The sequence below is a fragment of the Pseudodesulfovibrio pelocollis genome (genome assembly GCF_030282845.1).
GTDB classification, from domain to species: domain Bacteria; phylum Desulfobacterota; class Desulfovibrionia; order Desulfovibrionales; family Desulfovibrionaceae; genus Pseudodesulfovibrio; species Pseudodesulfovibrio pelocollis.
On sequence record NZ_JASTWE010000035.1, the window covers coordinates 15171 to 38902 of the forward strand.

The window sequence follows — 23732 nt, forward strand, 5'->3', positions numbered from 1 at the left end:
TTTTCGAGTCATTCCGGCGTGATTCAGACGCCACTTCGGTCCGGGCCGGGGCTTGCCAAATCCGGCCAATCCTGCGATATGACGTGAGTCCCGCGCCGTGCGACGGGTCGGTTCCGGGCACGGCGTGACACCAGCAATCAACGTGGGACGCATGACGAATCTTCGTACCAACGTCGTTGACGCCGTGGAGAGGATGCCCGCCTTTCCCAAGAGCGTGCATCAGGTGCTCAAGCTCGCCTCGGACATCAACTGTTCGCAGAAATGTCTGGTGGAGATCATCAAGAAGGACCCGGTCTTCACCCTGAAGATCCTGCGGCTGGTCAATTCCGCCTATTTCGGCCTCTCGCGCGAGGTCACGTCCATCAATCACGCCAGCGTCTATCTCGGCCTGAACACCCTCAAAAACGTGGCCCTCGGGCTGGCCGCGGTGGGGGCCATCCCCAGGCACCGCGTGGCCGGGCTGGACATGGACGCCTTCTGGCTCCATTCCCTGTCCGTGGCCACGGCCACCCGCTTGCTCGGGTCCATGCTCGGCGTGTCGCAGGACGATGTGGCCGACTACTTCGCGGCCGGGTTGCTGCACGATATCGGCAAGGTGGTGCTGGCCCTGTACATGGCCGGGGAGTTCGAGGACGTGGGAATCCTGGCGGCCCGCGAGGGCATGTCCATGTACCGGGCCGAGGAGGCCGTGCTCGGGACCACCCACGCCGAAGTGGGAGCCATGCTCGCCGCCCGCTGGAATCTGCCCGTGGACCTGACAGACTCCATTGCCCGGCACCACGCGCCTGACCGGGGAACGTCGTCTCAACTGGTGGACTGCGTGTTCGCGGCCGACCAGATCGTCAAGCGGCTGGCCTTTGGCTCGGCGGGCGACTGTGTGGTCGAACCGCTGCCAAAGTCTGTTCGGGCGCGGTTCGGCCTTGATCTCGACGGCCTCATCGCCGCGATGCCCACCCTGGCGGACGAGGTGGAGGAGGCGCGGGTGTTCATCCGGCTGGGAGAGGAGGACTGATGCGCCTGCGCTTTCGCGGAACACGGGGATCGGTACCCGCGCCGGGGCCGGACACCGTCCGCCACGGCGGCAACACCACCTGTATCGAGGTCCGCTCCGACGCCGACGACCTGATCATCCTTGACGCCGGAACAGGCATTCGCTCGCTGGGCATGGAGTTGATGGAAGAGCGGCCCGTGTCCTGCCACATCTTCATCAGCCACACCCATTGGGACCACATCCACGGGCTGCCCTTTTTCCTGCCCCTGTTCGCGACAGGCAACGCCATTACCCTCTATGGCCCGCCAGACCCGCTCTCCATGACCGGCATTGAGGCCGTGCTGGCCAAGCAGCTGGAATATCCACATTTCCCCGTGCGCGTGGCCGAACTGAGGGCGGACATCGACTACCGGACCCTGACCGACAGGCAGACCGTTGACCTCGGGTTCGCCACGGTCTCGACCCTGCTCATGAACCATCCGGCCATGGATTTCGGCTGCAAGGTGCGCTGCGACGGCAGGACCATCTTCTTCACCGGCGACCACGAGCCCTTTGGCAATATCTACGACCCGGGCGACGATGATTATGAGGAATACGGCCGTATCGTGGACGAGCGCAACCGCGCGCTCATCGACTTTCTGCGCGGTGTGGACGTGCTGGTGGCCGATGCGCAGTACACCGAGGAGGAGTACCGGAGTCGGCGCGGCTGGGGGCACTCCACCTTTGAGCGGACCCTGGCCCTGGCCCGGGACGCGGGCGTGGGCCGGGTCTGCCTGACCCATCACGAAACCACGCGCACCGACGACGAACTGGACGCCATCCTGAAAAGGCTGCGCGCAAGCGGGGAGTGGGGCGGGCTGACCTTTGACATGGCGCGGGAGGGTGAGATGGTCATTCTTTGAGCGGCCCGGTTTTCCCAAGGGCAATGGGTCGGAATGGTTGCTTTTCGCGCCAAAGAATGCGATGGATGTCCGTGGTTGCCTATTGTCAATATAGATAAACAGGAGGGGGGCCGATGAAAGCGCTGATCGTGGATGATGATTTTTACAGCAGGAACATGATTCACGAAATTCTTCGCCCTGTGGCCCATTGCGATATCGCGGTGAACGGCGAGGAGGCCATCGAGGCGTTTCGTCGCGGGCTGATGACCAAAGCCCCCTATGACCTGATCTGCCTCGACCTGCTTATGCCCGAACTGGACGGGCAGCAGGCCCTGCGCGAAATCCGCGCCATCGAGCAGGAGTTCGACGTGGCGCCGCGCAACGAGGCCAAGGTTATCGTCACCACCATGCTCGACGACGAGAAGGAGACCCACGACGCCTTCTTTCTCGGCGGAGCCACCGCCTATCTGGTCAAGCCCATCGAAGAGGAAAAGCTCCTGGCCGAGGTCAGGAGCCTCGGGTTGCTGTAGCGTTCCCTCGGTTCTCCTTTGTCCGCGCCCTGTGGTGTGCCCGAAGCCAAGCCCTCCGTGCCCGGCTCGGTGGGTATTTGTGTGTTTGAAGTTGGCGGGGTTTTGCTTTAAGGTTACTTTTTTCGCGACTCTTTCTTCCCGGCAGCGCCGGGTCCATCATACGCAGGACAGTGACGCATGAGCCAGATACTTGGTGTGAAATTCAATGACTACGGGCAGGTGTTCTACTACGGGTCCGGGCCTTTCGTGGTCCGCGAGGGGCAGCACGTCATCGTCAAGACCGACCAGGGCATGGGCCTTGGCAAGGTCATCCTCACCCGGCAGGCCCCAAGGGAAAACGAGACGCCGGACGGCGAGGCGCTCAAGGCCATCTACCGGCTGGCCAACGACAAGGACCTGGAGGCCGCCGCAGAGAACGAGCTTCTGTCCCGCGAGGCCTACCAGTACTGCCGCAAGAGCGTGTCCCGGCTCAAGCTCGGCATGAAGCTGGTGGATGTGGAGGTCTTTTTCGACCGCAGCAAGATGGTCTATTATTTCACGGCACCGGGCCGCATCGATTTTCGCGAGCTGATCAAGGATCTGGTGCGGGAATACAGAACCCGCATCGAGCTGCGCCAGATCGGCGTGCGCCACGAAACCCAGATGCTCGGGGCCATCGGCAACTGCGGCCAGATGTGCTGCTGCCGCCGCTTCATGCGCAAGTTCGTGCCCGTGACCATCAAGATGGCCAAGGAGCAGAATCTGTTCCTCAATCCCACCAAGATATCGGGCATTTGCGGCCGCCTGCTCTGCTGCCTCAGCTTTGAGCAGAAGGGGTATGAGGAGTTCCATCGCATGTGCCCCAGGGTGGGCAAGAAGTTCACCACGGCCATTGGTGCCGTCAAGGTGCTTCGTTCCAACTTTTTCAAGAAATCCGTTACGTTGCTCACGGAAAACTACGACGAGCGGGAAGTTTCCATTGACGAATGGAATGAAATAGTTAACAAGCCGCCCAGCGAAGAGGCCATGGCCGAGGCGCGCGCCCTGGTCGCGCGCGGACGGCGCTCCGGCCGCAAGCCGGTTCGGTCCGAAGCCGATCAGGATGGCGGGCGCGATGGTGCCGGGCCTGACGGTACGCCCGGCAGTGCGCCCGGTGGCGAGTTTGATGCGGCGTCGGGACTTGAAGACGATGCCGGAGCCGACGACACCGGGGACCTTTCGCCCGAAATCCTCGCCCTGGAGGATCGCGACCCGGACCAGGGTGGCGGGCGTCCCCCACGCGCGCCAAGGCAGGCGCGCCAACCCAGACCTGCTGGAGCTGCCGGAGCCGTCGGAGCTGTCGGGGACGACACCGACGGCGGAGCCAAGGTGCGCAGGCCCAGACGCCGCAAGCGAAAGCCTCCCAAAAAATAGTCACTCCCGAGGGCAGCGCATTTTCGGGACAAGGAGATTCGGTTTGGAACGTTTCTATATCACCACGCCCATCTACTACGTGAACGCAAAGCCCCACCTGGGGCATGCCTACACCACCACGGTGGCGGATGCCCTCAGCCGCTTCCACCAACTGATGGGCGCGGAGACGTATTTTCTCACCGGCACCGACGAGCACGGCGACAAGATCGTGCAGGCGGCCGAGGCCAACGGCCTGTCCCCCATGGAATACGTGGATGCCATCAGCGGCCAGTTCAAGGCGCTGTGGCCCGACATGAACATCACCAACGACGACTTTATCCGCACCACCGAGACGCGACACGTCAAGGTGGTGCAAAGCATTCTCCAGAAGGTCTTTGACGCGGGAGACATCTATTTTGGGGAATATGGGGGGCACTACTGCTTCGGGTGCGAGCGATTCTATACCGAGAAGGAACTGGTGGACGGCTTGTGTCCAGACCATCAAACCAAGCCCGAGTATATTGCCGAGAAGAATTATTTCTTCCGCATGTCCAAGTATCAGGGGTGGCTTCGGGAGCACATCAGGCAAAATCCCGATTTCATCCGGCCCGAGCAGTACCGCAACGAGGTCTTGAGCCTGCTTGAGGGCGGCGAGCTTGAGGATTTGTGCATCTCCCGGCCCAAGAGTCGGCTGACCTGGGGTATTGAGCTGCCCTTTGACAAGGATTTCGTCACCTACGTCTGGTTCGATGCGCTCATCAATTATGTGTCCGCTCTGGGCTATCCCGACGGCGACAAGTTCAGGAAATTCTGGCCAGCCGCCAATCATCTGGTGGCCAAGGACATCCTCAAGCCCCACGCCGTGTTCTGGCCGACCATGCTCAAGGCTGCGGGTATCGAGCCCTTCCAGTCCCTCAACGTCCACGGCTACTGGCTGGTCAGGGACACCAAGATGTCCAAGTCCATCGGCAACGTGATCGAGCCGCTGGCCATGAAGGACAGGTACGGCCTTGATCCCTTCCGCTATTTCCTGCTGCGCGAGATGTCCTTTGGCGGCGATTCCAGCTTTTCCGAGGAAGCCCTGGTGGGCCGTCTCAACGCGGACCTGGCCAACGACCTGGGCAATCTCTTCAACCGCACCCTGGCCATGACCCACAAATATTTCGGCGGCACCGTCCCGGTCCCGGTCATCGAGGACGTGGTGGACGCGGAGATCAAGAAGCTCGGGCAGGACGCCATGCGCGCCTTCCAGGCTCATTTCTGCGGGCTGCGCTTCTCTCGCGGCCTCGAATCCCTGTGGGAACTGGTGCGCGGCCTCAACAAGTACATCGACGCCACCGCGCCCTGGACGCTGTTCAAGGCGGGCAACAAGGACAGGCTTTCCACGGTCATCTACGTGCTCCTGGAGAACATGCGCAAGATCGCGGTCCACCTGTGGCCGGTCATGCCCGAGTCGGCCCAGACCATGCTCGCCCAGCTCGGCATCACCTTTGCCCGGGACAAGTTCAACTTGCCCAAGGAGCTTGAGGTGTGGGGTGTTCTCGAATCCGGGTCCACCGTGGCCGAGACGTCCAACCTCTTCCCGCGCATCGAACTGCCCGAGGCCCACGCGGTCGTGGCGGCCAAGGTCAAACCGGGAAAGGCCAAGGCGGGCAAGGCCAAGGACGACACGTCCGGCAAGGAAGCCCCGGCAGGCGGCGAACAGAGCAACGGCACCATCGAGTTCGAGGATTTCCAGAAGCTCGACCTGCGCGTGGGCACCGTGGTCGAGGTGGAGCCGCACCCGGACGCGGACCGGCTGCTGCTGGTCCGGGTCGACATCGGCGAGGAAGCGCCGCGTCAGGTGGTGGCAGGCATTGCCGAGTTCTTCGCCCCCGACGATCTGGTGGGCAGGCAGGTGGTCGTGGTGGCCAACCTCAAGCCGCGCAAGCTCCGCAAGCAGCTCTCCCAGGGCATGATCCTGGCTGTCAAGTCAGGTGATTCACTGAATCTTTTGACCCCATCGGGGGAGGTGGCCCCGGGCAGCCGGGTCAGCTAGCCGATTCCCTCGATCCGTTTTCAGCAGGCCGTCCCCTGGGGGGCGGCCTTTTTCGTGTGCCCGGACGCGCTGGCTGGCGGAGTTCTTGCATCCGATCCTGTGGACCTGTCAGGACGGCAACAAGCCGACGGTCCGGGGGTGAACCATGAGTTTGGAAAAAAGAAATGTCGAGGCCGTGGGGAACGGCGGTGGCGGCCGGTGTTCGTGGCGGGCCGTGGTCCGGTTGGGAGCGGCGTGGACCGTGGCCGGTCTGGCCGAACGAGTCGTCCGCGAGGGCCTGCGCTGGCTGGATTTCGACGATGCCATGCTGTTTTCCGATTCGACCCGGACGATTTCCCTCTGCCGCGAGATGCGACGGCGCGAGATCAATGTCCTGTGGAGCGCGCGGCTGGATGCGGTGCCGGGGCGCGAGGCATTGCGGGAGATGCGTCTGGCCGGGTGCCAGGTCCTTGACGCGCTCGGGCCGGAAGGGTCGTCGGGCCTGGATCGGGCGCGGGAGTTCGGGTTTGACATCCGGCTGCGTGGCGCGGAAGACGGGGCCTGCCCCACCGCGCGGACCAGCTACACCGTGGCCGAGCGCGAGGCCGTGGCCGAACTGCTGCCCGGCCTGCACGCCGCCCAGTTCGATCTGGCCGTGGCCTACTACCGGGCGCGCCGCTTCTCGGACGTCATGCGTCCCCTGGGCAAGGCTATGGTCCTGCGCTTCCCCATGAACGAGCTGTGTCTGAACCTGCTGGCTTGCCTGAGCGCGGCCCGGCACTACCCGGACGTGGCCGCCGGGCTGCTCGATCAGGCCGGACACGGCTGCCCCCATCCGGTGGTCTTTCGCAACCGGGGGCTGCTGCGGTCGTGGATGGAGAGCGGGGGAGACCTGCGGGGCGTGCGTCTGGACCTTGATCCGGCCGGGAGCCTGTGATCCTTCCGCCGGGGTCAATCATGCGTGGTTGCGCAGCTTCAGCTCCAGCGGGTGGGGGGCGAGGTATATCTGGTCCTTCAGGTAACGGGCACCGTATTTTCTCACATAGTGGTTCATGAGTGTCACGGGCACGATGAGCGGGATCAGTTCATTCCTGTAATTGTCAATAATCTCAAGACATTCCCGCTTTTCGTCAGCGGTGAGCATGGTCTTGAAATGGCCCAGGACATGCGTGAGCACGTCCGCGTGTTTGCGTGGTGTGGGCTTACGGGCCATGGCCTGGGCCAGCAGACGGTCATAGAGGTCGAAAAGCTCGTCGCCGGGCATGGTCCTGCCCCCGGCCACGAGGGCGCCCATCTGGCGGTAGGTGGGGATGTCGTGGGAGCGCAGCAGCATCTTGTGCCGGGTGTGGAAATCGACGAGATCCTTCATCCGCCTGCCGCCGCGCAGCACCGCGTTCCACCGGTGCTGGACAAAGACGCGCTCAAGGAAGTTGGCGCGCAGGTTGATGTCGTGCAGACGGCCGTCGTCCTCCACCGGCAGCAGGGGGAACCGCTCCATGAACAGCCGGGCAAAGAGGCCGGTCCCGGCGTGGCTGACGAGCTGCCCGCCGCCATGGGGGTACACCTTGACCCGGCCCATGCCGCTGGACGGTGACTTGGCCCTGAAGATGAAGCCGCACAGGTTGGCCTTGGCCAGTTGGTCGAGGGCTTCGCGGGCCCATTGGGTCATGCGGTCGGTCCAATCGGTGCCCGATTCGCGGCCAAGCAGCCTGCACGATTCGGGCGTACCCACGAGGCGGACCGCTTCACGCGGGACAGGCATGCCGCAACCGACCTCGGGACAGATCGGATGAAACTCGACACGGTCCGCCAGCAGGGATGTCACGTGGCGGGCATGGGCATGGCCGCCATCGTAGCGGACCTTTTCTCCCAGCAGGCAGGCGCTGATGCCGAGGCGAACGGGCTGGTCCATGGAATTTGCTCCTGTACCGTCAGACATGGTTGAGGAGCTTGAGTTCCGCCGGATCGGGATTGAGGTAGAACTGCTGCGTGAGGTAGGGCCTGTCGAACTTTCGCGCGTAGTGGTTGAGCAGGGTCAACGGGATGAGCAGGGGGATGCGGCCCGCCTTGTATTCGGCGATCCTCTCCAGCATCTCCTGCTTGTCGCGGCTGTCCAGGTTCTTCTTGAAGAATCCCATGGCGTGCATGAGTACATCCGCGTTCTTTTTGGGCGTGGCCTTGAGCGACAGCGAGCGGAAGAGCAGCGCGCCATAGGCGGCGAAGACCTCGGCCGTGTTGAAGACCGAGCTTTCGCCCAGCAGGTGCCCCAGCTCGCGGTAGCCGCGCAGGTCGTGGGCGCGGATGAGCATCTTGTGCCGGGTGTGAAAATCCACCAGCCGGCCGATCTGCATGCCCTTTGCCAGCATATCGCGCCAGCGTCTGAGGGCGAAGACCCGGCGGATGAAATTCTCGCGCAGCAGGGGGGTCTGGAGGCGTTCGTCCGTCTCCACCGGCAGCAGGGGGTGGCGCTCCACCAGCCGGGCCGTGAAGAATCCGGCCCCGGGTCGCGGCGGGCCGCCCGTGGTGGAGATGATTCTGCCCTGCATCAGGGCACAGGAAGGGGAGGCGTTCCTGACCACGAAGCCGCACAGGCCGTCCTCCTCCAGGTCGGCCAATACGCGCCCGGCCCAGGTGTTCATGCGCTCGGTCCAGTCCTCGCCCGATTGGTGGCCGATGAGCCGGATGGCACCCGCGCAATCCACCTGCCGCACCTTCTCGCGCGGGACGCCCATGCCGCAGGCCACCTCGGGACACAGGGGCACGAACTCCACATGCTTGGCCAGAGTGTCGGTGATGTAGCTGTCCCGGGCATGGCTTCCGTCATAGCGGACCTTCTCGCCCAGAACGCAGGCGCTGACGCCTATCCTGATCATGGTATTCATGGCTGGCTGACCTCCGGGGAATACGCAATGAATAGCACCCGGCGCGCGTCATGCACAAGAAAAAATCAACCCGGATGACGGGTTGGTCTGGATTTCGTGTCAGGGTGGATTGAGGCTGGCGGGAAGGGGGTGGGCGCAGATGACCGGAGCGGCAGCCTAGCTGGCCGTTGAAAAAGTCCAACCATGCAGGCTGTTCAAAAATGGTGAGATGCTAGGCGCGAAAAAAGTTCAAGGCCAAAGCGTACTTCCTGTACGCGAGGATTTGTACTTTTTGAATAAGCTTTCTGTACGGCTCGAAGACTCGCCTACAGTCGCTTAACGTCCGCAGGTCGCCGTTTTTCAACAGCCTGCTACGACGCCCTGGCTCGGGAGCCTGCGCAGCAGTCACAGGGCGTCACTTCCGCGGAGTTCATTTCGGCGGCCATGATCTTTCCCGCCAGACCGCAGCACAGAACCACCTCGGAGCCGCGCACGCGAAGGCGGCATCCGGCAGGGCCTCCAGCGAGCACCTCCACCGGGCAGCCGGGGGTCAGGCCAAGGGCCAGCATGCGCGAGCGCGCGCGCATCCCGCCGTCTATGTCGGCCACCCGGACAACCGTTCCGGCGGGGTATTCTGTCAGGGGCTTGACCATGGAATCTCCTTGAGGGTGAGAATAAGTATCAACCTCGGCCGTGTCAATGGGAATCGGAGGCCAAGGCGTCATGTCAGCCTTGGCCGGGGCGGGATTCCGGGTCCGGTCGCCCGTACAAAACCATTGCCTTTCAAGGGCCAAGGCTGTAAGTAAATGAGCTTGTCCGGCGGGTGGCGGCGTCGCCCGGCCGGGTCCGCGTGCCTAATGTTTTCTCCGATCTGAAAAGATGCCGTAACCTCAACTACTTCCACTAAGAATGCCCAAACGCACAGATATCAAAAAGATCATGCTGATCGGGTCCGGCCCCATTGTCATCGGGCAGGCCTGCGAGTTCGACTACTCCGGCACCCAGGCCCTCAAGGCGCTCAAGGAGGAGGGGTACGAGGTGGTCCTGGTCAACTCCAACCCGGCCTCGATCATGACCGACCCGGAGCTGGCCGACAGGACGTACATCGAACCCATCGAGCCGGAAACCGTGGCCCGAATCATCGAGAAAGAGCGCCCCGACGCTCTTTTGCCTACTCTGGGGGGGCAGACCGGACTCAACACCGCCCTGGCCGTGGCCGAAATGGGCGTGCTCGACCGGTTCAATGTCGAGCTCATCGGGGCCAACATCGAGGCCATCAACAAGGCCGAGAGCCGCGAGGAATTCCGCGCGGCCATGGAGAACATCGGCCTTGCCGTGGCTGAATCCGGCATCTGCCGGAGCATGGACGACGTACGCCACTGGGGGCAGGTCATCCCGTTCCCCATCATTGTTCGGCCAGCCTATACCCTGGGCGGCTCGGGCGGCGGCGTTGCCTACAACATGGAAGAGCTTGAGGAAATCTGCGCCAACGGCCTGGCTCTGTCCATGAAGCGCGAGATCATGCTCGAGCGCTCCATCCTCGGCTGGAAGGAGTACGAGCTTGAGGTCATGCGTGACCGCAAGGACAACTGCGTCATCATCTGCTCCATCGAGAACCTGGACCCCATGGGCGTGCACACCGGCGACTCGGTGACCGTGGCCCCGGCCCAGACCCTGACCGACGACGAATACCAGAAGATGCGCAACGCCTCGCTGGCCATCATGCGCGAGATCGGGGTGGAGACGGGCGGCTCCAACGTCCAGTTCGCCATCAATCCCGAAAACGGCGAGATGATCGTCATCGAGATGAACCCGCGAGTGTCGCGTTCCTCGGCCCTGGCCTCCAAGGCCACCGGATTTCCCATCGCCAAGATCGCGGCCAAGCTGGCCGTGGGCTACACTCTGGACGAGATTCCCAACGATATCACCCGCGAGACCATGGCCTCCTTCGAGCCCGCCATTGACTACTGCGTGATCAAGATACCGCGCTTCACCTTCGAGAAGTTCCCCGGGTCCGAAGACTACCTGACCACGGCCATGAAGTCCGTGGGCGAGACCATGGCCATCGGCCGCACCTTCAAGGAGGCGCTGCAAAAGGGGCTGCGTTCCCTTGAGACCGGCCACATCGGCCTGGGCAAGCGGTTCGAGGCCTGTGATGTCGACAAGAACGAGATCCTGCGCCTGCTGCGTCGTCCCAACTCCCAGCGCATTTACGCCCTGCGCAACGCACTGCGCTGCGGCATGTCTGTTGAGGAGGTCTTCGAGGCCACCGCCATCGACCCGTGGTTCCTGCGCCAGATCGAGGACATCCTGACCATGGAGCGCTCCCTGATCGAGTTCGGCCTGAAGCAGGGCGTGGACGCCGCCAGCGAAGGCATGGCCGAGATGCTGCGCACGGCCAAGGAATACGGCTATTCCGATGCCCAGCTGGCCGCCATGTGGCGCACCAGCGAGGACGCCATCCGGACCATGCGCAAGGAGCTTGGCATCATCCCGACCTATTATCTGGTGGACACCTGCGCCGCCGAGTTCGAGGCGTACACCCCGTATTACTATTCTACCTACGAGACCGGGGTGGAAAACGTCCGCGACGACGTGAAGAAGATCGTCATCCTCGGCGGCGGACCCAACCGCATCGGCCAGGGCATCGAGTTCGACTACTGCTGCTGCCACTCCTCCTTCACCTTGAAGGAGATGGGCGTGCAGTCCATCATGGTCAACTCCAACCCCGAGACCGTGTCCACCGACTACGACACCTCGGACAAGCTCTACTTCGAGCCGCTGACCTTCGAGGATGTCATGAACATCCTCGACTTCGAGAAGCCCGACGGTGTCATCGTCCAGTTCGGCGGGCAGACCCCGCTCAATCTGGCGCTGCGGCTGATGCGGGCTGGCGTGCCGCTCATCGGCACCAGCCCGGACGCCATTGACCGGGCCGAGGACCGCGAGCGCTTCAAGCAGTTCCTGAACAAGCTGAACCTCAAGCAGCCGCCCAACGGCACGGCCATGAGCATGACCGAGGCCAAGGAGATCGCCCAGGGCCTTGGGTTCCCGCTGGTGCTGCGCCCCTCCTACGTCCTGGGCGGCCGGGGCATGGACATCGTCTATTGCATGGACGAATTCGAGGCGTATTTCCGCGATTCCGCCCGGGTCTCGCCCGAGCATCCCACCCTCATCGACAAGTTCCTCGAATACGCCATCGAGGTGGACGTGGACGCCCTGGCCGACGGCGAGGATGTCTACATCGGCGGGGTCATGGAGCATATCGAGGAGGCGGGCATCCACTCTGGCGACTCTGCCTCGGTGCTGCCCCCATACAGCCTGAGCGCCGAGGTCATCCGCGACATCGAGCGGCAGACCGTGGCCATGGCCCGCGAGCTTGGCGTGGTCGGCCTGATGAACGTCCAGTTCGCCGTCAAGGACGGCGAGGTCTACATCATCGAGGTCAACCCGCGCGCCTCGCGCACCGTGCCCTTTGTGTCCAAGGCCACGGGTGTGCCCCTGGCCAAGCTGGCCACCCGGGTCATGCTGGGAGAGAAACTCAAGGATCTCAAGCCCTGGGCCATGCGCAAGAAGGGCCACATCTCGGTCAAGGAGTCGGTCTTCCCCTTCAACCGCTTCCCCAATGTGGATGTGCTGCTCGGACCCGAGATGCGCTCCACCGGCGAGGTCATGGGCATCGACCCGAGCTTCGGGCTCGCCTACATGAAGGCGCAGCTGGCCGCAGGGCAGAAGCTGCCCACCTCGGGCACGGTCTTCATCTCCGTCAATGACTGGGACAAGGCCAAGCTGGTGCTGGCTGCCAGAGATTTTGCCGACATGGGATTCCGGGTCATGGCCACCGGCGGCACGGCCGACTATTTCATGGAAAAGGGCGTGCCCGTGACCAAGGTCAACAAGGTCCACGAGGGCCAGCGCCCCCATGTGGTGGACCACATCAAGAACGGCGAGATCGATCTGGTCATCAACACCCCCTCGGGCAAGAAGACCGTGGGTGACGCCAGGATCATCCGCCAGAATACGCTGCTCTACAACATCCCCTACACCACCACGGTGTCGGGTGCCCGGGCCATCGCCCAGGCCATCCTCGAAATGCGGCAGACCGGCCTCAAGGTCGAGAGCCTGCAAACGTACTACGGCGGTTGAACACCGCCCAGAGAAGGCACATGAAAAAAGAGTATTGCGGGCTTTTCGGAGTATACGGCCACAAGGAGGCCGCCCGGATGACCTATTTCGGCCTGTACGCCCTGCAGCATCGCGGGCAGGAGTCGGCTGGCATCGTCACCTGGGATGGCGAGAAGATCCGCGAGCAAAAGGGCATGGGGCTGGTGGCCGACGTGTTCAACGAGCGGCACCTGAGCAAGGAACTCAAGGGCGACATCGCCATGGGCCACATCCGCTACTCCACCACCGGGGCCTCGCTCATCCGCAACGCCCAGCCCTTCATCGTCCGCCATGGCAACCTGCGGCTGGCCGTGGCCCACAATGGCAATCTGGTCAATACCTACGAGTTGCGCACCGAGCTTGAGCAAAACGGGTCCATTTTCCAGACCACCATGGACACCGAGGTCTTCGCCCACCTGATCATCAAGTACCTGCACGAGACCGAGACCATCGAGCAGGCCATCGCCATGGCCTGCGCCAAGGTGCGCGGCGCGTATTCCATGCTGGTCATGGCCAACGACAAGCTCATCGCCATCAAGGACCCCAACGGCGTCCGGCCGCTGGGCCTGGGCCGGGTGGGCGACCGCTACGTCTTTGCCACCGAGACCTGCGCCTTTGATCTCATCGAGGCCGAATACCTGCGCCCGCTGGAGCCCGGCGAGATCGTCACCATCCACAAGAACAAGCTGACCTCCTTCCGCTTCAACGACACCGAGCCCAAGCGCCAGTGCATCTTCGAGCTGATCTACTTTGCCCGGCCCGATTCCAACATCTTCGGCGACGTGGTCTATGAGCGGCGCAAGGCCATGGGCGTCATGCTGGCCAAGGAAGCTCCGGTGGACGCGGACTTTGTCATGCCGTTCCCGGACTCGGGCAACTACGCGGCCGTGGGCTATTCCCAGGAATCCGGCCTGCCGCTGGAACTGGCCATGATCCGCAACCACTACGTGGGCCGCACCTTCATCCAGCCCTCCCAGGATATGCGCGATTTCTCGGTGCGGGTGAAGCTCAACCCGGTCAAGAGCATGGTCAAGGGCAAGCGCATCATCATCATCGAGGACTCCATCGTGCGCGGCACCACCATCCGGGCCAGGGTGCGCAAGTTGCGCGAACTGGGCGTACGCGAGATACACCTGCGCGTCAGCTGTCCGGCCATCAAGCATCCCTGTTTCTATGGCATCGACTTCTCGTCCAAGGGCGAGCTGATCGCGGCCAACCACTCGGTGGAGGACATCACCCGGTTCATGGGGCTCGATTCCCTGCATTACCTGACCATCCCGGGCCTGCTCAACTCGGTCACCGACGACGACGCATGGTGTCTGGCCTGTTTTGACGGCAACTATCCCATCCCCCTGTCCGACATGATGGGCAAGGGCTGCCTGGAAGCCAACCCGGGCATCATCAAGGAATTCTGCTGATACGGAGCGCGATCATGACCTCAAGGTCCGACGGAACCGACTGGCTTGAGCTGGCCCGCGAGGTGCTCGACATCGAGATCGAGGGGCTGCGGACCGTGTCCGGCCAGCTGGGCGATAGCTTTGTGCGCGCCCTGACCGCCATGGCCGAGTGCCGGGGCAGGGTGGTCATCACCGGCATTGGCAAGTCCGGGCTGGTGGGGCGCAAGATCGCGGCTACCCTGTCGAGCACGGGCACACCCGCCTTTTTCCTGCACCCGGTGGAGGGCGCACACGGCGACATGGGCATGATCCGGGGTGAGGACGTGGTCCTGGCCCTGTCCAACTCCGGCGGCAGCGACGAGGTCAACGCCATCATTCCCACCCTGCGGTCGCTGGGGGCCACGGTCATCGCCATGACCGGCAACACCGCCTCGGCCATGGCCCAGCTGGCGGACATCACCATCGAGGTCCATGTGCCGCGCGAGGCGTGCCGCATGGGCCTTGCGCCCACGGCGAGCACCACGGCGCATCTGGCCGTGGGCGACGCCCTGGCCGTCTGCCTCATGGAGTGGAAATCCTTTGGCAAGGACGATTTTCGCAAATATCATCCGGGCGGTTCCCTGGGGCAGCGGCTGGCCATGTGCGTGGACCAGCTTATGCACACCGCCGACCTGCCCGTGGTGGACGACGGGGCGACCGTGGCCCGGGCCGTGGACGTGCTCAACTCCGGCGGCCTCGGGCTGGTGGCCATCGTCGATGCCCAAGCCGGGCTGAGGGGCGTGTTCACCGATGGCGATGTGCGCCGTCTGGTCTGCGCTGGTGGCCTGGACATGGACCGGCCCGTGGCCGGGGTCATGACCACCTCGCCGCGCCGGGCCGTGGCGGGCGAGTCTGCGGCCCATGTTCTGGACGTCATGGAGCAGCACCAGATCACTGTGCTGCCCGTGGTCAGCGAGGACGGGCGGCTGGTGGGCATGGTCCACCTGCACGATCTCCTGGGCAAGGGGGCGCTGCGTTTTTCCGGCACGGCCGGTCGTACCACGGAGCCAGCGGGGACGTCATGACCCGAATCCGGTCCGATGCGTCCGACACCTGCAGGCGGTGCTCGCTGCAAGGCCCCACCTGCTGCCGCATGACAGCGGGCCAGGAGGAGTTCTGCTTTCCGGTCTCCCAGATGGAGAAGGACCGGGTCCGCGACCACGCGCCCTTTACCGGCGGCTTCGTGCTCGCGCAAAATTCCGCGGCCTTCATCGACAATGTCCGTAGGCTGTTCCCTGGAGAGGACGACCTGATCCAGGCGCTTTTCCCGCCAACGGGCGAACATTACCGCCTGACGGTGGACACCATGGGCGCGTGCCGCTTTCTCGGTCCCGAGGGGTGCGAAATTCCTCACGAGGCCCGGCCATACTACTGCCGCCTGTATCCCTTCTGGGTGGTCGGGCGCGATGTGACCTTCTTCGATTCCGCCACCTGCCTCGCCCGGCGCGAGGAGCGGACGCTGCCACGAATGCTCAAATGTTTTGACACCAACAAGGCCTCGGTCACGGATCTTTACGGAAGGCTCCGGCTGGCCTGGGGGCTACCGCCCGCGCGCGGCGCGCGCAAGGTAAAAAAAGGTTTTTGATACCCATGAAAGTGCTCAAGATTTTGATTGTGTTGCTCACCGTTTGCCTGCTCGCCGGAGTCGGCGCGGCCTTTGGCTTGTATCACTGGGCGTCCAGGGACTTGCCCGGTTTTCGGAACATCACCGACTACAAACCGCCGCTGGTGACCACGGTCTACGCCGCCAACGACGAAGTGCTCGGATATTTCTACAAAGAAAAACGGTTTCTGGTCACGCTGGACCAGATGACCCCGTGGCTGCCCAAGGCATTCCTGGCCGCCGAGGATTCGAGCTTCTACCAGCACGACGGCGTGGACCTGACGGCCATCGTGCGTGCCTTTCTGGCCAACGTGAAAGCCGGGCGCACCAAGCAGGGCGGCTCCACCATCACCCAGCAGATCATCAAGCGCCTGCTCCTGACCCCGGAGCGCAGCTACACACGCAAGCTCAAGGAGGCGATCCTCGCCTTCCGGCTGGAAAACTACCTGACCAAGGAAGAGATACTGACCATCTATCTCAACCAGATATTCCTCGGGGCCAACTCCTATGGCGTGGAGGCGGCCTCGCGCACCTATTTCGCCCGTCACGCCACGGACCTGACCCTGGCCCAGGCGGCCATGCTGGCCGGGCTGCCCCAGGCCCCGAGCCGCTACAACCCGTATCAGAACTTCGATCTGGCCAAGCAGCGCCAGCGCTACGTCCTTGATCAGCTTCTCTCCCTTCGCTGGATCACCCGCGATCAGTACAACGAGGCCATGGCCGAGGAGATCGAACTGGTGAGCATGGACGACCCGTCCTGGCGGGTCGGGTCGTATTATCTTGAGGAGGTGCGCCGCTGGCTGGTGGACCGCTACGGCGAGGACGAGGCGTATACTGCGGGCCTGACCGTGACCACTCCCTGCAATCTCAAGCATCAGGCTGCGGCCGAGAAGGCGCTGCGGCGCGGGTTGCTCGATTCGGCCCAGCGGCGCGGCTGGACAGGCCCCATCGAGACCATCAGCCCCGGCGACGTGGGCCGCGTCCTCGATGAAGGGCCGCAGACCGTGGATGGCCTTGCGGACAAGGCCGTGCCCTTCAAGGTGTGGGTGGCCCAGGTGGACAAGGACAGGGCCACTGTCCGCTTCGGCAGATTCCACGGGGTCATTCCGATCAAGGCCATGTGGTGGGTGCGCGAGCAGGATGCCCGCAAGAGCCACGAGGACGTGCCCGGCCCCACCGACGCCCGCCGGGTGCTTAAGGAGGGCGACGTGGTCTGGGCCACTGTGGCCAAGGCACCCGAATCGCCCGAGGGCGTGTGGACGCTGGACCTGGAGCGCGAACCCGAGGTGGAGGGCGCCCTGGTCTCCATGAGGCCGGACAACGGCGAGGTGCTGGCCCTGGTGGGCGGCTACTCCTTTGGCCGCAGCCAGTTCAACCGGGCCACCCAGGCCAGACGCCAGCCCGGATCGGCCTTCAAGCCCATCGTCTATTCGGCGGCCATGGATAACGGGTTCACACCAGCCTCCATTGTTCTTGATGCGCCCATTGTCTATGCCAACGAGGCCTTGGGCAAGCTGTGGCGGCCCGAGAACTTCGAGGGCACCTACGAGGGGCCGACCCTGCTGCGTACCGCCCTGGTCAAGTCCAAGAACCTCGTTACCATCCGCGTGGCCCAGCGCATCGGCATCCGCACCATCATCGAGCGGGCGCGGGCCATGGGCCTTGAGAGCGATTTCCCCCCGGACCTCTCGGTGTCGCTGGGCTCGTCGGTGGTCACGCTGATGAACCTGTGCGAGGCCTACACCGCCTTTGCGCGCGGCGGGTCGTACATCAAGCCGCGCACCGTGCTCTCGGTGCGCTCGGCCTGGGGCGAGGAACTGTTCGCCTCGGTGCCCGAAGCCGTGGACGCCATCAGCCCGCAGACCGCCTACATCATGACCAGTCTGATGAAGGAGGTCGTGCGCGACGGCACAGGCTGGCGTGCCCGCGCGCTCAATCGGCCCGTGGCCGCCAAGACAGGCACCTCCAACGACGAGAACGACGCCTGGTTCATGGGCTTCACCCCCTATCTGCTCACGGGCGTGTACGTCGGCTTCGACGAGATGCGGCCCATGGGCAAATGGGAGACGGGCTCGCGCGCGGCCAGCCCGCTGTGGGTGGACTATCGCAGAGTGGTGGAGGAGGATTTCCCCTATCAGGACTTCCCGGAACCGCCGGGAGTTGTTATGGTCCGGGTTGACGGGGCCTCGGGTCGGCTTGCCTCGTCCGGCTCGGGCACGCAGTATTTCCTGCCCTTCAAGCTGGGCACCGAGCCAACCCAGTCCGCTCCGCCCGCCGGAGCGTCCGAGGACGCGGGTGGCTCGGCCGACGATCTCTTCAAGCAGATGTTCTGACAAGGAGAGCGCCATGGAACTTGACATCTATCAGGTGGACGCCTTTGCCGAAGAGGTCTTCAGCGGCAACCCGGCGGCGGTGGTGCCGCTCTTCGAGTGGCCAAGCGACGGGCTGATGCAGAGTATCGCCCAGGAGTGCGGCCAGTCCGAGACCGCCTTCTTCGTGCGCCGGGGCGAGTATTTCGAGCTGCGCTGGTTCACCCCGGAGTACGAGATCGACCTGTGCGGCCACGCCACCCTGGCCAGCGCCCACGTGCTCTACGAGTTCCTCGACTATGCAGACCCGGTCGTGGTCTTTGAGACCAAGAGCGGGCGGCTCTTCGTGGATCGCGATGAGGGCCTGTATTCCATGGATTTCCCGGCCTGGAGCGTGCGGCCCATCCAGGTGACCGAGCGGGTCACCCGGGCCTTGGGCGCGCGGCCCGCCGAGCTTTTCATGGGCGAGCGCGACATGATGGCCGTGTTCGAGACCGAGGAGCAGATACGCGCCCTTGAGCCGGACTTCCGCCTCGTCTCCAAGCTCGACGGTCTGTGCATGATCTGCACCGCGCCCGGGCTGGACTTCGATTTCGTCTCCCGCACCTTTGTGCCCCTCACCGGGGTGCCCGAGGACCCGGTCACCGGCTCGGCCCACTGCACCCTGGTGCCGTTCTGGGCGCAGCGGCTGGGCCGCTCGGCCCTGCGCGCCTGCCAGGTCTCGGCCCGAGGCGGGGTGCTCATCTGCGAGGACATGGGCGACCGCGTCAAGATTGCGGGCCACGCCGTGACCTTCATGAAAGGGACCATCATGCTTTGATTTCCCGGCGTCCGACGCGGAAGAAGAAAGAGGCCGGGAACAGTGTTCCCGGCCTCAATTTTTTTAGTTTTTCCAGCGGCTACAAGAGATCCAGCTTCCAGTTGAAGGTGCTGGTGCGCCTCGGTTTGGGCACGTCCTTGGGCCATTCCTCGACCATGGTCACGAAGGTCTTGAAGCCCGCCCGGTCTAGGGCGCGGTATTCCTCGCTCAAGTCCAGCTCCCAGGCCGGGAAGAGCCAGTTGGTCTGCCCGTATTTGCGCACGAAGAGAACCTCATGCATGGGGCTCTTGACAGGCGAGTCGAACCGGACCGGCTCGGCCAGGAAGCGCGACAGGCCAAAGGGCCACATGCCCTTGATGACCGCGCCCAGCGGCAGGGGAGTGTCGCGGGCCAGTTCGAGCATGTCCTCGCCGGACAATTCCGGGCTGACGATGGCCGACGAGCAGCCCAGGTCCTTGAGAACCTGGAGCGCGAAGCGGTTGGAGGCGTTGCAGAACGGCCCGGCCACCAGGGTGGCCTTCTTGCGATCCGTGAAGTACGCCGCCTGCCAGGGGGCGTTGATGACGAACTCGCGGGCGCCGTTCTTGGTCGCTTCCTTGATCAGGGCGCGGTATTTCTTGTCCTCGTCCGGCCAGATGACTGGCGGCAGCCACCACTGGACACGGCCGGTCTGACCCCGGGCCACCTTGCCCAGGGAGGTGCGTTCGAGCCAGTAGGCGGCCCGGCCGTTGATCCGGCCGCGCGGGGGCAGGCGGAAGAGGGAGACAACTTCCGGCTTGACCTTGGCCCGGGCGGCTTTTTTCGGCCCCTTGGGCACGAATTTCGGCTCGCTGGACTCCGGGGCCGGGAACAGGGCCAGCTCGGCCTCAAGTCCCTTGATCAGCTTGACCAGTTCCGGGTCGCGCCGGTCCACCAGGAAGACCTTGGTGCCGGAGGGCAGGGGCGGCCCCTGGTGCTTGGCCGAAGCTGGGATGTCCATGCGGCCGCGCTTGGGTACGCGACGGCGGATGGACAGGGTCCGGTGTCCGGGCTGGTCCTCGTAGCCCACGCGCAGGAGATCGCCGGGATGCAGATCCTCGCGGGGCTGGAAATAGAGCTTCTTCTGGTCGCGCTTGATCTCGCCCACGAGCCTGCCCGAGCTGGTCTCCTGGCCGGGCTGGATGGGCATGAAGGGGCGTTGGGGCAGGAAGGTGGAGTGGCTGGTGGGCCGCCCCAGGGCCTGATCGAGCAGGTCCACGGCCGCCTTCTTGGCCTGGGCGTCGTTGGGGTTGTCGCGCAGCAGCTGGTAGGCGCGCACCGTGTAGTAGACGTAGTGGGGGCCTTTCTTGCGGCCCTCGATCTTCCATGCCGCCACCTTGGGCATGTCCAGCAGCGGCTTGGTCAGCACATCCAGCGAGAGGTCGGAGCAGGAGAAGAGGCGCTCGGCGTCCTGCTTGCCCTGCTTGTAGAGGCGGCGGCAGGGCTGGACGCAGCGGCCGCGCAGGCCGGACTTGCCGCCCAGGTAGCTGCTCCAGTAACAGAGGCCCGACACGCAGTGGCACAGCGCGCCGTGGACGAAGATTTCAAGGTCCAGGTCCTTGGGGCAGGCCTCGGCCATGAGCTTGACCTCGTCAAGGTTCAGCTCGCGCGGGACCACCACGCGGCTGGCGCCGAGCTGCTTTGCCACCTCGAGCCCGGCCGGATGGCTCAGGTTGGCCAGGGTGGAGAGGTGCAGCTCGCCCTTGAATCCGGCTTGGCGGGCCAGGGTGAGCATGCCCAGGTCCTGCACGATGAGGGCGTATGGCTTGACGCTTTTCTGGAGCCGCTCCACGAGCCTGCCCGCGGCCTCGGGATCGCCGGGCTTGACCAGGGTGTTCATGGCAACGTATGTGCGGGTGCCGTGGTCGCGGCCCAGGCTTGCCAGTTGCGCCAGCTCGCTGATAGAGAAGTTGGTGGCCTGCATCCGGGCTGAGAAATGTTTCAGCCCCACATACACGGCGTCCGCCCCGGCCGCCACGGCGGCGAGGAAGGATGACGTATCCCCCGCGGGCGCCATGATTTCAGGTAAATGTTTCATACTCATAAGGGTATCGCATGTCCTTGAGGGTCTGCCGGAATGTTACGGTATTGGAAGTGTCCCCGGTCGGTCAACGGAAAAGGCCCGACGAATTCTTCGAAATACGCCTCTCCCTGCCCGATTGGGACAGGTGGAAGCCCGGCCAGTTCGTCATGGTCCGGCCCGTGTCCTGGGAGCTGGACATGCTCTGGGCCAGGCCTTTTTCCATTTCCTCGGTGGACGCGGACGGCCTGACCCTCTTCATCCAGAAGGTGGGGCGGGGCACGGCCCGCATGGCGCGCCTTGCGCCGGGCGATCAGGTGACCCTGTGGGGGCCGCTTGGCAACTCGTTCGCCGTGGAGCCCGACACGCCGACCCTGCTTCTTGCCGGGGGAATCGGCATCGCACCTTTTCGCGGTTATGTCGAGCGTCATCCGCACCCGGAGAATCTGCGGCTCTTCCTGGCCCATCGGCTCCCCCTGGAATGTTACCCTTACGACTTGCTCTCGGCGCAGGTGGACAGCCGGTGCCTGCTCGAAGCCCAGCCCTGTGATCTCGACCTGATCATCGCCGCCATGCGCGAGCTGATCGCCGAATACGCGGCCAGGGACGGGCTCATCCTCGCCTGCGGCCCGACCCCGTTCCTGCGCACGGTGCAGACCTTTGCCGCCGAGACCGGTGCGCGGGCCCAGGTGTCCCTCGAAAACCGCATGGCCTGCGGCGTGGGCGCGTGCCTTGGCTGCGTCGCGCCCGATGCCGAGGGGCATCATGTCCAGGTCTGCACGCGCGGGCCGATCTTCTGGGCCGACACGATCCAGCTCTAGTTTTCTCGACAGGGAGTCTTTTTCATATGGATATGCACGTCAGCTTCGGCGGCTTAAGCCTCAAGAATCCAGTCATGACCGCCTCGGGCACCTTTGGCTCCGGGCTTGAATTCGCGCCCTATGGCGACCTGAAGCGGCTGGGCGGTATCGTGGCCAAGGGCATCTCCCTTGCGCCGCGCGAGGGCAACCCCATGCCGCGCATCGCCGAGACGCCGTGCGGCATGCTCAACGCCATCGGCATCCAGAACCTCGGGGTGGAGGATTTCGTCAAGCGGACGCTGCCCTCGCTGCCCTGGCGTGATGTGGCCATCGTTGCCAATCTCTACGCCTGCGACGCCGCCGAGTTTGGCGAGCTGGCCGGGGTGCTGGCGGCTGAGGAGGGCATCGCGGCCCTTGAGGTCAACGTCTCCTGTCCCAACGTGCGCGAGGGCGGCATCGCCTTTGGTCAGGACCCGGCCCAGATCGCGCGGGTGACCGAGGCGGTTTGCAAGCGGGCCGGGAACAAGCCGGTTATGGTCAAGCTCTCGCCCAATGTCACGGATATCGCTGTCTGCGCCCGGGCCGCGGCCGACGGCGGGGCGCACATCCTCTCGCTGATCAACACGCTTTCGGGCATGGCCGTGGACATCCGCAAGCGGCAGCCGCGCATCGCCAATGTGCTGGCCGGTCTGTCCGGCCCGGCCATCAAGCCCGTGGCGCTGCGCTGCGTGCATCAGGCGGTGCGGGCCGTAAGCATCCCGGTGGTGGGCATTGGCGGCATCGCCAGCGCCGAGGACGCCCTGGAATTCATCCTGGTGGGCGCCCACGCGGTGCAGGTGGGCACGGCCAATTTCCTGCGCCCGGACTTCGCCTTTGGCCTGGCCGACCAGATGGCGGCCCTGCTGGCCGAGATCGGCGCATCAAGCCTCGACGAGTTCCGGGGCAGCCTGCGCCTGCCCCTGTGACCCGGCGGCCACGCCGCCCGAGGTGAACCCGCGCCATGATTGCGGGCATTTTTCCCTTGCCATGCCGCGCCATTTTGGTTAGTTACAGCCTCTCAAACGCGGAGAGGTGTCCGAGTACGGTTTAAGGAGCACGCCTGGAAAGCGTGTTTGGGGGGAACTCCAACGGAGGTTCAAATCCTCTCCTCTCCGCCAGATACCACAAGGGCTTACGGTGAAAATCGTAAGCCCTTTTTGCGTGTCGATTGCGCTGTGAGCGCCAAATTATGTGCCGCCTGTCTGCAACCCTGCGAAATCTGGCGTAAATGAGATATATTTCGAATGATTTGATTGACATGGAAGCTGATATCAACCTATGCATGAATTGAGTGTATGAGTGAAAGTGAAAAAGTTGTTGACAACTAGATTCGGGAAGCTTACTTGTATTCACACCAACCAAGAATCATGCCCATCCGGCCTTTTAGAGTTTTCTCTGACTGCGCATAGGATGGGTTATTTTTTGTATGGAATATTCTGACCCTGCGCTCACAGTATTCGATCAAGTCTTGAGGCTTAAGCAAGCTGGTCTTATTGTTCACGACGCTCAACGCGCGGAGCGATATCTTACTTATGTTGGGTTTCATCGTTTGATGAAGTACGCGTCCCCTTTTCGTTGCTCATGGGTATGTGGTTTTGAATTTGGGACCTCATTTGATAATCTGTTAGATTTGTATGTTTTTGACAGAAAGTTGAGGTTGTTGATTCTTGACGCTACCGAGCGGGTCGAGGTTGCTTTTAGGGCTGTAATATCAAACACGATGAGCCTTCATGGTGGGCCGCATTGGTACTTAGATCCATGCTACTTCTCTAAAGATGATAATTCTTCACTAATGCAGGACGTTGCCTTCGCAACAAATTTTTTTAGCAAGAAGAAGCAGGAAGGCGCATGTAAAGATTATTATTCAAATTA

19 protein-coding genes and 1 tRNA gene are annotated in these 23732 nt (G+C 63.6%); 16 read left to right on the forward strand and 4 right to left on the reverse strand.

What is annotated here, in order from left to right; translation table 11 throughout:
* Positions 1–151 precede the first annotated feature (151 nt).
* The 6 genes from QQS14_RS12245 (at position 152) to QQS14_RS12270 (ending at position 6727) form a co-directional block, all read left to right on the forward strand.
* On the forward strand, positions 152–1012 hold the full coding sequence (locus QQS14_RS12245; RefSeq protein WP_285907289.1) for an HDOD domain-containing protein: 861 nt from the start codon (positions 152–154) through the stop codon (positions 1010–1012).
* Positions 1012–1893: an MBL fold metallo-hydrolase gene (locus tag QQS14_RS12250; RefSeq protein WP_285907290.1), complete on the forward strand. Its 882-nt coding sequence runs from the start codon at positions 1012–1014 to the stop codon at positions 1891–1893. The genes QQS14_RS12245 and QQS14_RS12250 overlap by 1 nt, the downstream gene beginning before the upstream one ends.
* 113 nt (positions 1894–2006) lie before the next feature.
* Complete coding sequence (locus QQS14_RS12255; RefSeq protein ID WP_285907291.1) at positions 2007–2402, forward strand: response regulator; 396 nt, start codon at positions 2007–2009, stop codon at positions 2400–2402.
* Positions 2403–2579: 177 nt separating this feature from the next.
* Positions 2580–3794: a PSP1 domain-containing protein gene (locus QQS14_RS12260; RefSeq protein WP_285907292.1), complete on the forward strand. Its 1215-nt coding sequence runs from the start codon at positions 2580–2582 to the stop codon at positions 3792–3794.
* Between the two features lie 43 nt (positions 3795–3837).
* Positions 3838–5811 carry a methionine--tRNA ligase gene (metG, locus tag QQS14_RS12265; protein WP_285907293.1) on the forward strand — a complete coding sequence of 658 codons (1974 nt, stop codon included), beginning with the start codon at positions 3838–3840 and terminating at the stop codon, positions 5809–5811.
* A 145-nt stretch (positions 5812–5956) separates the two neighbouring features.
* Positions 5957–6727, forward strand: a complete 771-nt coding sequence (locus tag QQS14_RS12270) for a hypothetical protein (protein ID WP_285907294.1) — start codon at positions 5957–5959, stop codon at positions 6725–6727.
* An 18-nt stretch (positions 6728–6745) separates the two neighbouring features.
* Here QQS14_RS12270 and QQS14_RS12275 read toward each other — a convergent pair whose 3' ends face one another.
* The 3 genes from QQS14_RS12275 to QQS14_RS12285 form a co-directional block, all read right to left on the reverse strand.
* Positions 6746–7702 (reverse strand): YbgA family protein, encoded by a 957-nt coding sequence (locus QQS14_RS12275; protein ID WP_285907295.1) that lies wholly within the window; start codon positions 7700–7702, stop codon positions 6746–6748.
* A 19-nt stretch (positions 7703–7721) separates the two neighbouring features.
* On the reverse strand, positions 7722–8672 hold the full coding sequence (locus QQS14_RS12280; protein ID WP_285907296.1) for a YbgA family protein: 951 nt from the start codon (positions 8670–8672) through the stop codon (positions 7722–7724).
* Positions 8673–9022: 350 nt separating this feature from the next.
* Positions 9023–9304: a FeoA family protein gene (locus tag QQS14_RS12285; protein WP_285907297.1), complete on the reverse strand. Its 282-nt coding sequence runs from the start codon at positions 9302–9304 to the stop codon at positions 9023–9025.
* Positions 9305–9560: 256 nt separating this feature from the next.
* On the opposite strand from QQS14_RS12285, the gene carB reads away from it, so the two are divergent.
* The 6 genes from carB to QQS14_RS12315 are packed head-to-tail and all read left to right on the forward strand — an operon-like array spanning position 9561 to position 18983.
* Positions 9561–12797 (forward strand): carbamoyl-phosphate synthase large subunit, encoded by a 3237-nt coding sequence (gene carB / locus QQS14_RS12290; RefSeq protein ID WP_285907298.1) that lies wholly within the window; start codon positions 9561–9563, stop codon positions 12795–12797.
* A gap of 20 nt (positions 12798–12817) precedes the next feature.
* Positions 12818–14233: an amidophosphoribosyltransferase gene (gene purF / locus QQS14_RS12295; protein ID WP_285907299.1), complete on the forward strand. Its 1416-nt coding sequence runs from the start codon at positions 12818–12820 to the stop codon at positions 14231–14233.
* Positions 14234–14247: 14 nt separating this feature from the next.
* Positions 14248–15276: a KpsF/GutQ family sugar-phosphate isomerase gene (locus QQS14_RS12300; protein WP_285907300.1), complete on the forward strand. Its 1029-nt coding sequence runs from the start codon at positions 14248–14250 to the stop codon at positions 15274–15276.
* Complete coding sequence (locus QQS14_RS12305) at positions 15273–15836, forward strand: YkgJ family cysteine cluster protein (protein WP_285907301.1); 564 nt, start codon at positions 15273–15275, stop codon at positions 15834–15836. Before QQS14_RS12300 ends, QQS14_RS12305 begins: the two co-directional genes overlap by 4 nt.
* A 5-nt stretch (positions 15837–15841) precedes the next feature.
* Positions 15842–18187, forward strand: a complete 2346-nt coding sequence (locus QQS14_RS12310; RefSeq protein WP_285907302.1) for a penicillin-binding protein 1A — start codon at positions 15842–15844, stop codon at positions 18185–18187.
* A gap of 13 nt (positions 18188–18200) precedes the next feature.
* A complete protein-coding gene (locus tag QQS14_RS12315; RefSeq protein WP_285907303.1) occupies positions 18201–18983 on the forward strand; it encodes a PhzF family phenazine biosynthesis protein in 783 nt (260 codons plus the stop codon).
* 79 nt (positions 18984–19062) lie between these two features.
* Here the strand turns inward: QQS14_RS12315 and QQS14_RS12320 are convergent, their stop codons facing one another.
* Positions 19063–21018, reverse strand: coding sequence for a peptidase U32 family protein (locus QQS14_RS12320; RefSeq protein WP_285907304.1), 1956 nt, complete (start codon positions 21016–21018; stop codon positions 19063–19065).
* Between the two features lie 38 nt (positions 21019–21056).
* On the opposite strand from QQS14_RS12320, the gene QQS14_RS12325 reads away from it, so the two are divergent.
* From QQS14_RS12325 to QQS14_RS12340, 4 genes are all read left to right on the forward strand, one after another.
* Positions 21057–21842 carry an iron-sulfur cluster-binding protein gene (locus QQS14_RS12325; RefSeq protein WP_285907305.1) on the forward strand — a complete coding sequence of 262 codons (786 nt, stop codon included), beginning with the start codon at positions 21057–21059 and terminating at the stop codon, positions 21840–21842.
* 26 nt (positions 21843–21868) lie between these two features.
* Complete coding sequence (locus QQS14_RS12330) at positions 21869–22786, forward strand: dihydroorotate dehydrogenase (protein ID WP_285907306.1); 918 nt, start codon at positions 21869–21871, stop codon at positions 22784–22786.
* 100 nt (positions 22787–22886) lie between these two features.
* A tRNA-Ser gene (locus QQS14_RS12335) sits at positions 22887–22978 on the forward strand.
* A 308-nt stretch (positions 22979–23286) separates the two neighbouring features.
* A partial coding sequence (locus QQS14_RS12340; RefSeq protein WP_285907307.1) for an Abi family protein occupies positions 23287–23732 on the forward strand: 446 nt, incomplete at its 3' end.

Excerpts from the sequence above, each read along its gene's own strand:
- QQS14_RS12320 (WP_285907304.1), bottom strand. The coding sequence starts at position 21,018 with ATGGCGCCCGCGGGGGATACGTCATCCTTCCTCGCCGCCGTGGCGGCC.
- QQS14_RS12275 (WP_285907295.1), bottom strand. The coding sequence starts at position 7,702 with ATGGACCAGCCCGTTCGCCTCGGCATCAGCGCCTGCCTGCTGGGAGAA.
- QQS14_RS12270 (WP_285907294.1), top strand. The coding sequence starts at position 5,957 with ATGAGTTTGGAAAAAAGAAATGTCGAGGCCGTGGGGAACGGCGGTGGC.
- QQS14_RS12330 (WP_285907306.1), top strand. The coding sequence starts at position 21,869 with ATGGATATGCACGTCAGCTTCGGCGGCTTAAGCCTCAAGAATCCAGTC.
- QQS14_RS12245 (WP_285907289.1), top strand. The coding sequence starts at position 152 with ATGACGAATCTTCGTACCAACGTCGTTGACGCCGTGGAGAGGATGCCC.
- QQS14_RS12315 (WP_285907303.1), top strand. The coding sequence starts at position 18,201 with ATGGAACTTGACATCTATCAGGTGGACGCCTTTGCCGAAGAGGTCTTC.
- carB (WP_285907298.1), top strand. The coding sequence starts at position 9,561 with ATGCCCAAACGCACAGATATCAAAAAGATCATGCTGATCGGGTCCGGC.
- QQS14_RS12300 (WP_285907300.1), top strand. The coding sequence starts at position 14,248 with ATGACCTCAAGGTCCGACGGAACCGACTGGCTTGAGCTGGCCCGCGAG.
- QQS14_RS12260 (WP_285907292.1), top strand. The coding sequence starts at position 2,580 with ATGAGCCAGATACTTGGTGTGAAATTCAATGACTACGGGCAGGTGTTC.
- purF (WP_285907299.1), top strand. The coding sequence starts at position 12,818 with ATGAAAAAAGAGTATTGCGGGCTTTTCGGAGTATACGGCCACAAGGAG.
- QQS14_RS12255 (WP_285907291.1), top strand. The coding sequence starts at position 2,007 with ATGAAAGCGCTGATCGTGGATGATGATTTTTACAGCAGGAACATGATT.
- QQS14_RS12285 (WP_285907297.1), bottom strand. The coding sequence starts at position 9,304 with ATGGTCAAGCCCCTGACAGAATACCCCGCCGGAACGGTTGTCCGGGTG.
- QQS14_RS12305 (WP_285907301.1), top strand. The coding sequence starts at position 15,273 with ATGACCCGAATCCGGTCCGATGCGTCCGACACCTGCAGGCGGTGCTCG.
- QQS14_RS12325 (WP_285907305.1), top strand. The coding sequence starts at position 21,057 with ATGTCCTTGAGGGTCTGCCGGAATGTTACGGTATTGGAAGTGTCCCCG.
- QQS14_RS12280 (WP_285907296.1), bottom strand. The coding sequence starts at position 8,672 with ATGAATACCATGATCAGGATAGGCGTCAGCGCCTGCGTTCTGGGCGAG.
- QQS14_RS12310 (WP_285907302.1), top strand. The coding sequence starts at position 15,842 with ATGAAAGTGCTCAAGATTTTGATTGTGTTGCTCACCGTTTGCCTGCTC.
- QQS14_RS12250 (WP_285907290.1), top strand. The coding sequence starts at position 1,012 with ATGCGCCTGCGCTTTCGCGGAACACGGGGATCGGTACCCGCGCCGGGG.